13 protein-coding genes and 1 pseudogene are annotated in these 14,390 nt (G+C 69.5%); 5 read left to right on the top strand and 9 right to left on the bottom strand.

Going from position 1 to position 14,390, the window contains the following annotated elements:
• The first annotated feature begins 531 nt into the window (after window positions 1-531).
• The gene (locus ABZ345_RS40995; protein ID WP_359860367.1) at window positions 532-2,067 is read left to right on the top strand and encodes a glycosyltransferase family 39 protein; all 1,536 of its coding nucleotides are present in this window, start codon (window positions 532-534) and stop codon (window positions 2,065-2,067) included.
• A gap of 129 nt (window positions 2,068-2,196) precedes the next feature.
• Here the strand turns inward: ABZ345_RS40995 and ABZ345_RS40990 are convergent, their stop codons facing one another.
• The 3 genes from ABZ345_RS40990 to ABZ345_RS40980 all read right to left on the bottom strand — a co-directional run bounded on the left by ABZ345_RS40990 (window position 2,197) and on the right by ABZ345_RS40980 (window position 6,262).
• Complete coding sequence (locus ABZ345_RS40990) at window positions 2,197-2,865, bottom strand: phosphoribosylformylglycinamidine synthase subunit PurQ (protein ID WP_359860366.1); 669 nt, start codon at window positions 2,863-2,865, stop codon at window positions 2,197-2,199.
• The gene (locus ABZ345_RS40985) at window positions 2,862-5,645 is read right to left on the bottom strand and encodes an AIR synthase-related protein (RefSeq protein WP_359860365.1); all 2,784 of its coding nucleotides are present in this window, start codon (window positions 5,643-5,645) and stop codon (window positions 2,862-2,864) included. The genes ABZ345_RS40990 and ABZ345_RS40985 overlap by 4 nt, the downstream gene beginning before the upstream one ends.
• Before the next feature lie 83 nt (window positions 5,646-5,728).
• The gene (locus ABZ345_RS40980; protein ID WP_359860364.1) at window positions 5,729-6,262 is read right to left on the bottom strand and encodes a hypothetical protein; all 534 of its coding nucleotides are present in this window, start codon (window positions 6,260-6,262) and stop codon (window positions 5,729-5,731) included.
• A 101-nt stretch (window positions 6,263-6,363) separates the two neighbouring features.
• Between ABZ345_RS40980 and ABZ345_RS40975 the strand changes: the two genes are divergently transcribed.
• Together ABZ345_RS40975 and ABZ345_RS40970 are read left to right on the top strand one after the other, a co-directional pair.
• Window positions 6,364-6,948: a TetR/AcrR family transcriptional regulator gene (locus ABZ345_RS40975; protein ID WP_359860363.1), complete on the top strand. Its 585-nt coding sequence runs from the start codon at window positions 6,364-6,366 to the stop codon at window positions 6,946-6,948.
• 162 nt (window positions 6,949-7,110) lie between these two features.
• Window positions 7,111-7,518 (top strand): annotated as a pseudogene (locus tag ABZ345_RS40970) (MgtC/SapB family protein); the annotation flags it as partial.
• 14 nt (window positions 7,519-7,532) lie between these two features.
• Here the strand turns inward: ABZ345_RS40970 and ABZ345_RS40965 are convergent.
• The 4 genes from ABZ345_RS40965 to ABZ345_RS40950 all read right to left on the bottom strand — a co-directional run bounded on the left by ABZ345_RS40965 (window position 7,533) and on the right by ABZ345_RS40950 (window position 10,747).
• Window positions 7,533-7,841: a DUF1540 domain-containing protein gene (locus ABZ345_RS40965; RefSeq protein ID WP_359860362.1), complete on the bottom strand. Its 309-nt coding sequence runs from the start codon at window positions 7,839-7,841 to the stop codon at window positions 7,533-7,535.
• A gap of 79 nt (window positions 7,842-7,920) precedes the next feature.
• On the bottom strand, window positions 7,921-8,523 hold the full coding sequence (locus ABZ345_RS40960) for an amino acid transporter (RefSeq protein WP_359860361.1): 603 nt from the start codon (window positions 8,521-8,523) through the stop codon (window positions 7,921-7,923).
• Entirely contained in the window at window positions 8,520-9,287 is a 768-nt protein-coding gene (locus ABZ345_RS40955) for an amino acid ABC transporter ATP-binding protein (RefSeq protein WP_359860360.1), read from the bottom strand. Before ABZ345_RS40955 ends, ABZ345_RS40960 begins: the two co-directional genes overlap by 4 nt.
• Window positions 9,284-10,747 (bottom strand): ABC transporter substrate-binding protein/permease, encoded by a 1,464-nt coding sequence (locus ABZ345_RS40950; RefSeq protein WP_359860359.1) that lies wholly within the window; start codon window positions 10,745-10,747, stop codon window positions 9,284-9,286. The genes ABZ345_RS40955 and ABZ345_RS40950 overlap by 4 nt, the downstream gene beginning before the upstream one ends.
• A 77-nt stretch (window positions 10,748-10,824) precedes the next feature.
• Between ABZ345_RS40950 and ABZ345_RS40945 the strand changes: the two genes are divergently transcribed.
• Window positions 10,825-11,601, top strand: a complete 777-nt coding sequence (locus tag ABZ345_RS40945; RefSeq protein WP_359860358.1) for an alpha/beta fold hydrolase — start codon at window positions 10,825-10,827, stop codon at window positions 11,599-11,601.
• Here ABZ345_RS40945 and ABZ345_RS40940 read toward each other — a convergent pair.
• Both ABZ345_RS40940 and ABZ345_RS40935 read right to left on the bottom strand, forming a co-directional pair.
• Window positions 11,585-12,337 carry a class I SAM-dependent methyltransferase gene (locus tag ABZ345_RS40940; RefSeq protein ID WP_359860357.1) on the bottom strand — a complete coding sequence of 251 codons (753 nt, stop codon included), beginning with the start codon at window positions 12,335-12,337 and terminating at the stop codon, window positions 11,585-11,587. The genes ABZ345_RS40945 and ABZ345_RS40940 overlap by 17 nt on opposite strands.
• Before the next feature lie 10 nt (window positions 12,338-12,347).
• Window positions 12,348-13,616, bottom strand: coding sequence for an epoxide hydrolase (locus tag ABZ345_RS40935; protein WP_359860356.1), 1,269 nt, complete (start codon window positions 13,614-13,616; stop codon window positions 12,348-12,350).
• 138 nt (window positions 13,617-13,754) lie between these two features.
• Here ABZ345_RS40935 and ABZ345_RS40930 point away from each other — a divergent pair, with 138 nt between their 5' ends.
• Entirely contained in the window at window positions 13,755-14,312 is a 558-nt protein-coding gene (locus ABZ345_RS40930; RefSeq protein ID WP_359860355.1) for an NAD(P)-binding domain-containing protein, read from the top strand.
• Window positions 14,313-14,390 lie beyond the last annotated feature (78 nt).

Genomic DNA, 14,390 nt, shown 5'->3' with positions numbered 1-14,390 from the left:
CAGGACATGCGAAAACCGTTCCCGCTACAGCGGAACAGTGAGACTGCCGAAGTCGCAGATACAGCGAAGGCAGGAACGCCTGTGAAGTGCGGATTCACGGCACACGCGCGCGAATCAGTTAGTTGCCGGACAGCAACCACACCAAAGAGACCCCCGTGCCGCACAGCGACAAAACGCAGATTAACCACGCCCGCGACCGGCATGAATCCGCTGAACAGCCCAATTCACGGTCCCATAAATTTCAACAATCTGCACATACGCCTATCGCAGCAGTACAGCACCATGATCACTTGCCGCGCTCGCGCAAATACACCCAGTGACCACTATCTTACGCCAGGGCCGACGAGTCACCACCACCCTTTTAAATACATACAACCGAGGGAATTCTTCGCCAACCGAACGCCATTGCGCCAAATGCCGAACCATTCAGTCCAAATAGGTCGTGCGGATGTCTGCCGGGAGAACTCGAGGTGTTTGCTGCCGATCGGAGCAACAGGCCGAGCCGATCTTGTCGATAGCATCGCCAACGCGGTGCTCGGAGACGTGCGAGGGGGAGACGATTCCGTTGTTGACGGCGGAGAACGTGGCAGCGCGGACCAGCGCCGTACCTCTGGCGGGACGCGCGGTGGCGGTGGTCGCGATGCTCCACGCGGCCCTGGTGTTCCCGTTCGCCGGAATTACGGGCTCACCGCCGACGAGCTGTACTTCCGCCTGCTGGGCGACGAGCCGCGCTGGGGCTACTTCGACCAGCCACCGCTCACACCGCTGCTCGCGAAGGCGGCCTCGATGCTGTTCGCCGACACCGTGTGGGGCATCCGGCTGGCGGCCCTGCTGTGCGGCGTGGCGGTCGTCGTGCTCGCCGCGCTGGTCGCCGCCGAACTGGGCGGCGGGCGGCGCGCACAGGTTCTCGCCTCGGCCGCGGCCGGCACGTCGGTGACCGTGCTCGTCGCGGCGCACTTCCTGCTGACCAACAGCCCCGACCTCGTCGCCTGGTGCGCGGTGGCGCTGTTCGCACTGCGGGCACTGCTGCGCGGGGACGGCCGGTGGTGGCTGGCCGCCGGTGCGACGTGCGGCGCGGCCACGTACGCCAAGTACGTCATCCTCCTGCTGCCGCTGACATTGTTGGTGGCGCTACTGCTCGTGGGCCCGCGCCGGGAACTCCGCAGCCGGTGGTTGTGGGCCGGCGCCGGGCTCATGCTGGTGATCAGCGCGCCGAACCTGGTCTACCAGGCCGTCAACGGCTGGCCGCAGCTCGTCATGGCGCGGTCGCTGGCCGAGGGCGACTGGGCGGACCGGTTGCTGTCGCCGCTCGAGGTGGCGTTCCTGATCGGTCCGGCCGTGGCCCCGATCCTGGTGGCGGGCCTGGCCGGTCTGCTGCGCCGCCCCGAGTGGCACCCGGCGCGGGCACTCGCGGCGGCCTACCTCGCCGGCACGGTCCTGGTGCTCGCCGTCGCGCCCAGCGGCATCGACTACACCGAGGGCTACCTGGTGCCGCTGATGGCCGCCGGGTGCGTGGTCGCGGACCGGTGGTTCGCCCAGTCCCGGACGCGCTGGCCGGCGGCGGTGGCGGTGATGTCGGTGTTCGCCCTGCTGCAGGTGGTAATGATCCTGCCGGTGGCGCCGGAACGGATGTTCGCGCGGTTCCCCATGACGAGCCTGACGACGGAGACCATCGGCTGGCAGCGGCTGGCCGGACAGGTCGCCGACGCCTACGCCGCACTGCCCGCCGACGAACGATCACGCGCCGTGGTGCTGACCCGGAACTTCGGCGAAGCGGGCGCGTTGAACTGGATGCGCGCCGAACACCCGCTCCCCCAGGTCTACAGTGGACACAACGAGCTGTACACCTGGGGACCGCCGCCCGACACGGCCGACGTCGTGATCACCGTGGCCGCGGACGACGACCGGCTGGGTCGCGACTTCCGCGAGTGCACCGCGGTGGCACGCATCGACAACGGGCACGGGCTGGACACCAGGGAGCAGGGCCGGTCCATCTCGGTGTGCCGCGGTCCACGGGCGCCGTGGGCCGAACTGTGGCCCGGATACCGGCTGGTGGGGCCGTACTAGCCGGAGCACACGTCGGTCACGCTCGCCCAGTCCCACGGGTGGAAGCCCTAGTCCGCGGTCCATCCAGGCGCACTCGACCCCGAACGGGACGGTGGGACCGGACCTCGCGGCCCGGTCCCACCAACCATGTCAGCGGACCGCGCGCACGCCGTTCTCGAAGAACGCGAGCCGAACCTCGCGGTCCACGGCCCGTTCCGGGTGGTCCATCAGCCCGAACGCCAGTCCGTCCAGGCTCGTGATGCCCGCGACGTCCTCGAACGACCCGTCCGGGTTGGAGTCCTTCTCGTACCGCAGCGCGACGCGGTACCCGGCGGTCTCGCTGCCGGGGTCGAAGCGGCCCTCGCCGTGCGCGCACGGGAAGGAGAGGGTCTGGCCGCCCAGGCCCGTGAGCCACGGGCTGTCGTTGTCGGTGTCGACGACGTGGCGCTGGTTCTCCTCGTTGCGGAACGTGCCGGCGCTGTTGACCTTCAGGCCCACCTTGCCGAAGCAGCCGCCTCGCACCGCGATCTGGAAGCCGTTGCAGATGCCGATCAACGGGCGCGTGCGGCACGCCTCGAACTGGTCCGCGAGATGACTGCGCAGCAACGCACCCGCCACGGCACCCGCGCCGAGGTGGTCGCCGAACGAGAACCCGCCTGGGATGCAGAGGATGTCGGCGTCGTCGAGCCGCTCGTCGCCGGCGAGAAGGTCGGCCGCGAACCTCATGCGAGGGGTCGCACCCACCTCGGCGAACGCTCGGACGGTCTCCTCCTGGCAGTTCGTGCCGGGCAGGTACAGGACGTTGACGGTCGGCTTCATGCGATCCTCGCCGTGAACGAGTTGAGCCAGCCGTCGCGCGCGGCCGGGGCGAACAGGTCGATGCCGTCGAGCACGATTCCGGTGCCCTCCAGCGTGCCTTCGAGCGTGCCGAGGACGACCGGGGCGAGCTCGGCGGGCAGGGCGGCGACGTCACCGGGGGCGACCTCGACGACAGCGCCGACGCGGTGCTCGGCGAAGAGCGACTCCGTGGTCGCGGACTCCAGCCTCACGCCGATGCCGCTGGCCAGCGCGCCCTGGGCGAGCGTGGCCGCGACGCCGCCGGCGCCGATGCGGGCACCGCTGCGCAACAGGTTCCTGCTCGCGGCGAGCGCGGTCAGGTAGCTGTCCACATCGGACAGTGCCAGGTCGTCCAGCCCACCGGACGGCAGGCCGAGCTTGCGCGCGGCCACCGTGCCGACCGGCGACGAGGTGGCCAGACCGACGCGCACGAGCACGTTGCCCGGCGTGGTCCACTGCTCGCGCAGCAGCCGGTCGGTGTGCGGCACCTTGCCCAGCGCGCTCAGGAACACCGCGGGCGGCACGCTGACGAGCCCCTCCTCGGTGTGCACGGAGCCGGCCGAGGAGTCCTTGCCCGAGATGAGCGGCACGCCGAAGTGGCGGACCAGCACCGCGAGCTCGTCGACCATGCCGACCAGCCACTCGCGCCAGTGCGGCGACAGGTGCGGGGTGTAGAAGTTGTCGCACATGCAGACGTCCTTCACCGCGACGCCGGCGAGCACCTGGCCCGCGAGCACCGAGCAGAACATCTGGCGCGTGGCGGCGACCGGGTCCGCCTCGAACATCCACGGGTTGAACGCGGTGTTCACGACGGCGGCGGCGGGCGAACCCGAGACCGGGGTGCCCGCCCAGTAGGCCGTGCGGACCGAGTTCACGGTGCCGTAGTGCGGGCCGTACCAGGTGTTGCCCTGGACCGTGGAGTCGTACTGCGAGTCGGCGTGGTGCTGCGACGCCACCTCCGCGTCGGCGACGACCTCCTCCAGCAGCCCGGCGAGCTGCGTGGGCGCGAGCTCCGGCCACTCCACCACGTCGGCCGGACGCGGCGGCGGGCCGACCTCGAACCGTTCGACCTCGATGTCCAGCAGGTCGTACGCGACGTCGAAGCCGAGTTCACCCTGGTGCGCGGGCACGGCGTCCGGTGCGCCCGCGATCAGCGCCTCCTCGGTCAGGTCCGGGGCGTGGAACACGTGGTAGCGGCCCGTGTCCGCGAACCGGCCGATGACCGTCGACCGCACCATGTGCCGGTCGAGGATCTTCTTCGCGCGCTCCTGGTGCTCAGGCGGCACGGCGAGCAGCATGCGTTCCTGCGACTCCGACAGCAGGATCCGCCACATCGGCAGCGCCGCGGTCTTCAACGGCACCAGCGCGGTGTTGATCCACACCCCGCACGCCTCGCCGATCTCACCGACGGCGCTGTTCAGGCCCGCGCCACCGACGTCGGTCAGCGCGCTCATGCAGCCCGCCTCGCGCAGCTCGATCAGCGCCTTGCGGAACTTGACCTGCTCCAGCGGCGCGCCGATCTGCACCGCGGCGGTGTCCATCGTGGCGCCCGCGGAACTGGCGGACGCGCCGTGGATGCCCTCGTTGCCGGTCAGGCCGCCGATCAGCACGACGAAGTCACCCGGACGAGGGGTGCCGCGCTGGGCCGCGGACACCGGCAGCAGGCCGATGCTGCCACCGAGCGCGAACGGCTTGGCGCGGTAGGAGGGGTGGAACGTCATGCGCGACGACATCATCGGCACGCCGAACGTGTTGCCGTACTCCTTGATCGCCCGGATCGTCTCGCCGGCGAGCCGTCGCGCGTCCGGCCGGCCCTTGATCGGCGCGGGCGCCTCGGGCTCGCCGATCGCCGTGTACTCGAAGCTGCCGATCGGGTCGGCGGACAAGCCAGTGCCGAGGATGTCGCGCAACACGCCGCCCAGCTTGGTCAGCTGGCCGAAGTAGCCGGAGATCGCCGACGGGCCGTTGTGCGTCTCGGCCTTGATCGCGATCGCGTGGCCGTCGTAGAAGTCCCAGACGCCCGCGTTGTCGTGGAACATGCTCAGCACGTTCGGGTTGTCGACGTCCTTCGCCGCCTGGATCAGGCGGCCGAGCAGGCTGCCCAGCGACTTCCACGTGGTGTGCGCGCAGTGGTCGCTCCAGCGCGCGTCCAGTGCCTCCAGCAGGACGTCGGTGACGAACTCGTCGCCGAGCGTCCGCTGCACGTGCTGGACGTGCTTCATCTGGGCGAGCGAGAGGTTGCGGCCGCCGGCCACGCCCAGCTCGGTGAGGGCGGCGTCGTCGAGCCCGCGCAGGTCGTACTGCGCGGCCGACTCGTAGTGCCCCTGCGGCACGAGCGTGTCGTAGCGCGGTTCCTCGTCGTGCAGCTCTTCGATCGTCGCGTTGAACCGCGTCGAGGCGACCAGGTCGCGCAGCCGGGGCGACGCCGACCGGTAGCTGGTCGCGACCTTGCCCGCGCGCGCCTTGACGCCGAGCAGGGCGCACACGGTGATGATCGAGTCGCTCTCGTTGTCGACCACGCCGCGCTTGTAGGCGACCTGCACGTCACCCGGCTCCAGCGGCTGGTCCAGGACGACCTCGACGTCGAGCTGGTCGCCGAGCACCGCGGCCACCTCGGTCAGTGCCGACGGCTCCGGCGCTCCCTCGAACTCGACGTAGTAGTCGCGCCACACGTCGAGGTCGTCGAGCTCCCACGATCGGCCTAGCTCACGGATGTCGGGCTCCGCGGTGCCTGCGGAGCGAACCGAGAACTTGTGGATCAACAATCCTCCTGGAGCTGGGACGGGCCGTCGGGGACATTCTCCTCAATGGCGCCCGAGCCCGTTGACCCACCTCGGCGATCGGCCTAGACCGAGCGCCGCAGCCGCAGTGCCGAGACCAGGAAGAAGATGCCGCCGATGGTGGCGTAACCAGCGAGGTTCGCCAGCGTCGGGTGTTCGGCGGACGCCATGACGACGAACGACGAGCCGGCCAGCACCGAGATGCCGCCGCTGAGGATCATCGGCCACTGGCCGCCCATCCGGCGGCGGCTCACGGCCACGAACAGCTGCACCAGGCCCGCGACGATCGCCCAGGCACCCCACACGCGCAGCACCGCCAGGATGCCCGCGGTACCGGCGATGGCGAGGCCCACCGCGGCGAGCAGGCTGATCGCGATGTTCACGTACAGCGCGGGGGCGTGCGACGAGCGGGCGTCCACCACCGCCGCTGCCACGTCGAACAGCGGGTACAGCACCAGCAGGGTGATGGCGACGGGGCCCAGGTTCGCGCTGGTCAGGACCAGCAGGGCGGCCCAGACGACGGCGAACCCGAACCGGACGAGGTACAGCTTGCGCAGCGCCTGCGCGGTGTTGCCGGTGGATGAAGCGACGGCGGTCATGGAGGTCCTCTCAAAGAGACCGAACGTTCTACCTCTTTCGAGAGTGACGGGTCGGACGCTTCCCGTCAAGACCGAACGTTCTATCGACTAGAATCGGCACCATGGCGCGCACCGAACCGACCAAGCCGTCCGAAGCGCGGTCCCGGCTGCTCAACACCGCCCTGCGGATCTTCTACGCCGAGGGCATCCACGCCGTCGGCATCGACCGCATCGTCGAGCAGGCGCAGGTCACCCGCGCGACCCTCTACCGCCACTTCCTGGGCAAGGAGGAGCTCGTCGTCGCCTACCTGAACGAGGTCGACGCGGCCATGCGCGCCCAGGCGGCGCAAGCCCGGGCGGATGACCCCGCCGACACCCTGCGCGGACTCGCCAGGGCCATCGCGCAGGGCATCCGCTCCCCCGAGTTCCGCGGCTGCGCCTTCCTCAACGCCGCCGCCGAGTACCCCGAGCCCGACCACCCGGTGCATCAGGCCGTGCTCGCACACCGCCAGTGGTTCCACGACACCGTGACGGAGCTGTTCACCCAGATCCAGGAGGCCACCGCCGAACCGGCCGCCCGGCACTTCGTGATGCTGCGCGACGGCGCCATGGCGGCAGGGTGCCTCTCCGACGCGGAGGTGGTCTGCGACACCTTTCTCCGTGGTGTCGAAGGACTTCTCACCCAGGTCTCACAGCCGGTTCACTAACGTGGACCGCCGGTCTTACCAACCAGACACGAGAAAGCGAGGTGAGCGACACATGCCAGGCGACAGCAGCCCGCGCAGGTCATTCACCTCGCACGTCCTATTTGGACACGCTTCGGTTTCTGGCGTGTGACGCACACCCCTGCACACAAGGGGAGTCACACGATGCACGTCTTCGACATGACACTGCGCATTGCCGAGAGCATGGGCCTCGGCGCGTTGATCGGTTTCGAACGGCAGTACCGCTCGCGCATGGCGGGCCTGCGCACCAACGCCCTCGTGGCGGTGGGCGCGGCGCTGTTCGTTCTGCTGTCGGCACAAGGCTTCGACGGCCAGGGCGACCCCACGCGGGTCGCCGCACAGGTGGTGTCCGGCATCGGTTTCCTGGGCGCGGGCGTGATCCTGCGCGACGGTCTCTCGGTGCGCGGACTCAACACCGCGGCCACGCTCTGGTGCGCGGCCGCGGTGGGGTCACTGGCGGGCGCCGGGCTGCACGTCGTGGCGGCGGCCGGCACGGTGGCGATCATCGCGGTCAACGTCGGCCTGCGGGAGTTGGGCCGGGCTGTCGACCGCTTGGACGAAGAGGTCTAGCGAGGCTCGTAAGTCAGGCAGTTCGCGTGGTGGTCGCCGGCGCCGGGCCCGATGCGCACGCTCTGCGCCGTGCACTCCAGCGAGGCGTTGTGCGTGCAGTCGGTGCGAAGACAGGCACCCACCTGTGCCACGACCTTGTCGAGGCCGCCCTTGGTGCTCAACGGGATGAACGTGCCGCAGTCGGCGGCGCCGTTGTCGCCGCGCACGGTGATCGCGAACGCGTGGCAGCCGTCGTGGTTGTAGGAGCAGTCGCTCACGCTGCAGTCGTGGACGGCGGGCATCGCCGGGTTCTCGAGGGTGGTCATGTCCGCTCCTGCCGTGGTGGGAAAGGTTCGGTGATTCGGACGATGCCACCACGGCAGAAGGCCCGCAATTCGAAGGGAATTAGGCGAGCCTATCCTCAAGAATCATTTCCAGCCACGCGTGCGAGCCGCCGGTCTCGGTGATCGCATCGGCCAGCCACTGTCGCTGCGTGGCGCTGAGCAGCGGTAACGCCGCGTGGAGATCAATGGCGTCTTTTGCTCGTGGCGATCGGGACTTGTAGAAGAGCTGGATCTCGGGAGCCAGGTACGGGATGCCGGAAGAACTGACGTTCCCGATCGTCTCGATCCTTCGGCGCACGCGTCGATTGCGTCGCGAAACCCAGTCGTCGCCGTCGGATTCGTCGAGCATCACCTGCACCTGCCAGGAATCGGCGGTGCGGCACCAGATGTCGTGAACGTCGGGCGGCAGGATCTCGCCGGGCCGCCACGGGCGCAGCGTTCCGGGCGGATCGGCCGCCCACCACTCCCACCCGGCCAGCGCGCGTTGCGCCGCAAACTGGTCGCGGCGCAACAACAACACGTCGATGTCGCCGTGGGGCCGCACCGGGCGGCCCACCGCCAGTTCGATCGCGTACCCACCGGCCACCCAGAACTGAACGCCGCCGAACAGGCCGGCCACCTCGGCCGGGCTCAGCGGGTCCCACGGGAGCTCCGTCAGGGTCAACCGTGGTCCAGGATTCGGCGCAGGAACCGTTGCGTGCGTTCCTCTCGCGGGGCGCCGATCACCTGCGCGGGCGGGCCGCTCTCCACGATCACGCCGCCGTCGAGGAACAGCACCTGGTCGGCCACGTTCGAGGCGAACTGGATCTCGTGCGTCACGATGACCATGGTCCAGCCCTGCGAGGCCAGATCCTTGATCACCGCCAGCACCTCCCCCACCAGTTCCGGGTCCAGCGCGGACGTCGGCTCGTCGAACAGCACCACGCGCGGCTTCAACGCCAGCGCACGGGCGATGCCGACACGCTGCTGCTGCCCGCCGGAAAGCTGGTACGGGTACGAGTCGGCCCGATCTGCCAGGCCGACCTGGTCGAGCAGGACCCGCGCCTCGGCGACCACCTCGTCGACCGGACGTTTCTGCGCGACGACCGGGCCCTCGGTCAGGTTCTCGAGGACCGTGCGGTGCGGGAACAGGTTGTGCGACTGGAAGACCATGCCGCTCTGCCCGCGCAGCCGTTGAGCAACAGCACGTCCTGCCTTGTCCGCGGGCAGAGCAGCGAAATCGACGGAGACGTCGTCGATCCGGACGACACCGGAATCAGGCGTGTCGAGGACGTTCAGCGAGCGCAGCACGGTCGTCTTGCCGGAGCCGGACGGGCCCAGCAGCGCGGTCGAGGTGCCGCGCGGAACCGAGAAGTCGATGCCGCGCAGCACGTCCAGGGAGCCGAAGGACTTGTGCAGGCCGGAGACCTCGATGCGGATGTCGGTCATGCGATCACGTACCTGTTCAGCCTGGTCTCCAGTCGTTTCTGCCCGGCGGACAGCGCCACGCAGATCAGCCAGTAGTAGAGCCCCGCGAACGAGTACAACGCCAGGAACTCGTTGCTCTCGGCCGCTGCCAGCTGTGACTCGCGGAAGAGTTCGGTCAGCAGCACCACGGAACCCAGCGAGGTGTCCTTCAGCAGCGACAGCAGCGTGTTGGACAGCGGTGGCACGGCGGTGCGGGCGGCCTGGGGCAGGATGATGCGGCGCAGGGTCTGCGGGTAGTTCAGGCCGATGGTCGCCGCCGCCTCGAACTGGCCGCGCGGCACGGCCAGGATCGCCGAGCGGACGACCTCGGCGGCGTAGCCCGCGACGTTCAGCGAGAACGCGACGACGGCGGCGGTGAACGGCGGGAACTTCAGGCCCACCTGCGGCAGGCCGTAGAAGACGATGAACAGCTGCAGCAGCAACGGCGTGCCGCGGATGATCGAGATGAACCCCCGGGCCAGACCCGAGAGAACCCGATAGGACGAAATTCGGGCCAGGGCAACGAGAAGCGCCAGCACCAGCCCGATGGCGAACGACAGCGCGGTCAGCGGGATCGTCACCTTCACCAGGCCCACGAACATGGGCCACGCGGTGGAGCGGATGACGTCCCAGGTGCTGCGCGGACCACGCCCCTGGGACAGGTCCGCGGCACCACCGTTTTCAACGGACACATCGGCCTTGAAGTACTTCTGCGAGATGCCGCGCAGAGTCCCGTCCGCCTTCAACGCGTCGATCGCCTGGTTCGCCTGCGTCAGCAATGAAGCATCGGTCTTGCGCAGCGCCAGGACCTGCTGGCTGCCCGCCTGACCCGCGTCACCCGCGATCTCGACGTCCTTCGAGCCGGTGGTGGCGAGGTAGTCGAGCACGGCGATGTTGTCGTTCACGATCGCGTCGACCCGGCCCTGCTGCAGCAACGCGGCGGCCTGGGCGAAGCCTTCGACGGCCTCCACGCGGGCACCGGCGTCGCGGGCGACCTTGGCCCAGTTGCTGGTGCTGGACTGCGCGGTGGTCTTGCCGTTGAGGTCCGAGATCGACTTGATGCGGGTGTCGCCCGTGCGGCGGACGATCACGCCGCGCGAGTACGTGTACGGGATCGACAACCCGTACTTCGCCTGGCGTTCCGGGTTGAGCGACACCTGGTTGGCGATCAGGTCGATCCGTCCGGAGTCCAGCGCGGGGAAGATCGCGTCCCACTGCGTCTCGACGAACTCCAGCCGCCACCCGGCCTTCGCGGCGACCGCCTTGATCACCTCGATGTCGTAGCCGGTCAGCTCGGAGGTCTGGGGGTCGTGGAACGAGAACGGCGGATAGGTGCCCTCGGTGCCGACCTTGACCACGGGTTGTTGTTGCGCGGTCGCCGGTGCGGGGACCACGATCAACAGCAGCAGGAGCAGCACCGCGCCCCTGATCAGTTGTCGCATCCCGGCAGGGTAGAACGAACAGGGCAGGTGGCGCTGATGATCCACAATGCGGGAACGCGAGATGAGGTGTGCCGGCGATGGCGACGGTGACGACGGGCGACGGGCAGCTGGTGTCCTACGTGGACCACGGCGGTGACGGCCCCGCGGTCGTGCTGCTGCACAGCTTCCTCATGGACGTCACGATGTGGGCGCCGCAGGTCGCGGCGTTCGGGCAGGACTACCGGCTGATCGCGGTCGACGAGCGCGGCCACGGCGAGACGCCCGCGAACGCGCCGTTCGACTACTGGGACGTCGCCGGGGACGTGCTCGCGGTCCTGGACCACCTGGACGTCGGCCGCGCCGCCGTCATCGGCACGAGCCAGGGCGGTTTCGTTGCGCTGCGGATGGCGTTGCTGGCGCCGGAACGGGTGGCGGCGCTCGCGGTACTGGGCACCTCCGGCGAGGTCGAGGACGAGCAGATCGCCGCCGCCTACAACCAGCTCACCGAGGTGTGGATCGCGCAGGGGCCGGAGACGGTGATCGAGGCCACCGCCAAGATCTGCCTGGGCGACTACGACGCCTCGGAGTGGACGCCGAAGTGGAGCGCGGTCGAGCCGGAGCGGCTGCGGCTGATCGCGAACGCCCTGGTCAGCCGCGACGGCGTGCTGGACCGCGTCGGCGAGATCACCGTTCCCGCGCTCGTCCTGCACGGCACGGCGGATCTGGCGTACCCCGTCGCGAAGGCCGAGGCGCTCGTGGCCGCGCTGCCGAAGGCCGAACTGGTCGTCGTCGAGGGCGGCGCGCACTTCCTGAGCCTCACGCACGCCGCCGACGTGAACCCGTACCTGCGGCAGTTCCTCAGCGCGAACCTCTGACCGCCCACGCCCTGGCGGTCAACTCGATCGGGCCTGCTTCCGGAAGACGAGAGCGGAGCAGGTCACGGATCTCGTCGCGCTGCTCCACGGGCAGCGTCGCGGCATAGGCGGGCGCGGCGCCCGTACCGCCCTCGAACGGTTCCCAGAAGTCGTCGAAGTCGCGGAACACCGTGGGCACGACGATGCCGGTCACCTCGACGTCGCGCAGTCCGGCGCCGATCCAGAACGAGCGCAACGGGTCGGGGTCGCTCACGCCGCCGAATCGCAGCCCTTCGTCCTGGGACTCCGCGGCCGGGTCGATGTCGCGGGCGGCGTCCCAGAACAGGCGCATCATCTGCATACCGCTCGTGTAGTCCCACAGATAGGATCCCACGTACGAGCCGACGCGAGCGAACTCGGCGATCGCGCGCGCGACGTCGGGCACGAACGTCAGCACGAGCCCGCTCACCACGACGTCGGCCTGACGCTCCCCCAGATCGACCGCGCTGCCGACCTCGAACGTCGCGCCGGGCACCCGTTGCCGCGCGAGGTCGAGGAAGCCGGCGGACGGGTCGACGCCCGTGATCGACTCCGGCTGGGCGTGGTCCAGCACCGTCTCGGTCAGCGCGCCGGTACCGCAGCCGACGTCGAGCCAGGTGCGGCCCGGTGGCACGTCCAGCCACCGCAGGAACTCCACCGCGACCGGCCTGCTCCACCGGCCGACGTACCGCTCGTAGGCGTCACCCGCGTCCCACATGGCCCGAAAGCTAGCGCAGCGGCCGGAATCCCGCTCGCAGCTCCTCGGCGAGGATCTGCGGCTGCTCCCAGGCCGCGAAGTGCCCGCCCGCGGCGACGCGGTTGTAGTGGATCAGGTTCGGATACGCGCGCTCGGCCCAGCTGCGCGGCGCCTGGTAGACCTCCTCGGGGAACACGCTCACCGCGACCGGCAGCGTGACGCCCTTGGCCGCGATCACCGAGTACTTGCTCTCCCAGTACAACCGAGCCGACGAGATCGCCGTGTTCGTCAGCCAGTACAGCGAGATGTTCTCGACGATGTCCTGCCGGCTCAGGCTTTCGCGGTGGCCGTCGAACGCCCTGGCGATCAGCGCGAGGCTCGCGAGGTTGTGGTCGATCATGAACGAGGCCAGCCCGACCGGGGAGTCCGCGAACGCCCGCAGCGTCTGCGGGCGGGTGCCCATGATCCGCGCGTAGTTCTGCCCCTTGGCGTACCGGAAGAGCACGTCCTGCCACGCCTTGAGCTCGTCGCCCTGCAGTCCGGGCGGCTGCGGGCCACCGGCGCGAGCGGCGTTGTCGATGTCGACGGGCACGGCGCCGGGCAGGTTCGTGTGCACGCCGAGCAGTCCGGCGGGCTTCTGCAACGCCATGAGATCCACGATCAGCGCGCCCCAGTCGCCGCCCTGCGCGACGTAGCGGTCGTAGCCGAGGCGTTTCATCAGCTCGATCCACGCACGGGCGATGTGGTCGGGGCCCCAGCCGGTCGTCGTGGGTTTGCCGGAGAAGCCGTAGCCGGGCATCGACGGGATGACGAGGTGGAAGGCGTCCGAGGCCTGGCCGCCGTGGGCGGTCGGGTCGGTCAGCGGTCCGATGATCTTCAGTTGTTCGATGACCGAGCCCGGCCAGCCGTGCGAGACCAGCAGCGGCATCGCGTTCTCGTGCTTCGAGCGGACGTGGAGGAAGTGGATGTCCAGGCCGTCGATCTCGGTCATGAACTGCGGCAGCGCGTTGAGCTTGGCTTCGGTGGTGCGCCAGACGTAGTCGTGCGCCCAGTAGCGGGCGAGGGCTTTCACGGTCCGCTGCGGCGCGCCCTGGGACAGGTCGGTGACGGTCTCCGCGTCGGGCCAGCGGGTCTGCAGGACGCGGCGGCGCATCTCGGCCACGTCGCGTTCCGGGATCCGTACGCGGAACGGCCGGATCTGGTCGCTCGCGTGGGCGGGATCGGCTTTGAGCTGCCCGAACGTGAGCGCTGCGGCGGCGGAGGCGGACAGGAAGCTGCGGCGGGACGGCTCGTTGGACACGTCCCTCACCGTAGGGACGCTGAGTAGTCCGTCGCTAGCGTCGAGTGACGGCGTTCTGGTACGTCACCCCTCCGGAATAAACGGGGGCTGGTCCGGTTATGCTTGGATGACACGTCAACCAACCAGGTCGGGTGTGCTGTGAAGATCGCTGTTCTCGGTGCGGGCCACGTCGGTCCCGTCATCGCGCGCCTCGCACTGGCGGCGGGCTACCCGGTCGCCATCGCGGGCTCCGGTGACCCGTCGCGGATCGAGATGATCACCGAGTTCCTCGCGCCGGGCGCGGTGCCGCTATCCGCCTCGGACGCCGTCGCGGACGCCGATCTCGTGGTGCTGGCGATCCCGTGGCACCGGTTCGCGACGCTCGAGCCGGCCCTGTTCGCGGGCAAGGTCGTCATCGACGCGATGAACCACTGGCCGCCCGCCGAGGAGCCCCAGGGAACGAGCGAGGAGGTCGCCCGGCGGCTGGCCGGCGCGGACGTCGTCAAAACCCTCAACCACATCGCCTACCAGGACATGGAACCGCCGGCTGGGCACGCCGTAGGTGTGGCCGGTGACTCCCCCGCGGCTTTGGAGGTCGTGTCGGAGTTCCTGTCCCGCATCGGTTTCGAGCCGATGCGCGTGGGTTCGTTGTTCGACGGACGGCTGCTGGAACCCGGCAGTCCAGCGTTCGGAAAGTTCGCGAAGGAATCTGAATGATCGTGTCAAGCCGCTGCGGTAGCGGGTTGTGGCGCGGTCGGGGTGAACTTCCGGCCGTCGCGCAGCAGCGCCCAGAGC

This window comes from Lentzea sp. NPDC005914 (genome assembly GCF_040629405.1).
Taxonomy (GTDB): domain Bacteria; phylum Actinomycetota; class Actinomycetes; order Mycobacteriales; family Pseudonocardiaceae; genus Lentzea.
The sequence above is the reverse complement of the archived record's forward strand: the minus strand, read 5'-3'. Positions and strand labels throughout refer to the sequence as shown.

Bases quoted from the DNA above. Each gene is read 5' to 3' on its own strand.
- ABZ345_RS40990 (WP_359860366.1), bottom strand. From the start codon at position 2,865: ATGAAGCCGACCGTCAACGTCCTGTACCTGCCCGGCACGAACTGCCAG.
- ABZ345_RS40980 (WP_359860364.1), bottom strand. From the start codon at position 6,262: ATGACCGCCGTCGCTTCATCCACCGGCAACACCGCGCAGGCGCTGCGC.
- ABZ345_RS40975 (WP_359860363.1), top strand. From the start codon at position 6,364: ATGGCGCGCACCGAACCGACCAAGCCGTCCGAAGCGCGGTCCCGGCTG.
- ABZ345_RS40965 (WP_359860362.1), bottom strand. From the start codon at position 7,841: ATGACCACCCTCGAGAACCCGGCGATGCCCGCCGTCCACGACTGCAGC.
- ABZ345_RS40955 (WP_359860360.1), bottom strand. From the start codon at position 9,287: ATGACCGACATCCGCATCGAGGTCTCCGGCCTGCACAAGTCCTTCGGC.
- ABZ345_RS40950 (WP_359860359.1), bottom strand. From the start codon at position 10,747: ATGCGACAACTGATCAGGGGCGCGGTGCTGCTCCTGCTGCTGTTGATC.
- ABZ345_RS40945 (WP_359860358.1), top strand. From the start codon at position 10,825: ATGGCGACGGTGACGACGGGCGACGGGCAGCTGGTGTCCTACGTGGAC.
- ABZ345_RS40940 (WP_359860357.1), bottom strand. From the start codon at position 12,337: ATGTGGGACGCGGGTGACGCCTACGAGCGGTACGTCGGCCGGTGGAGC.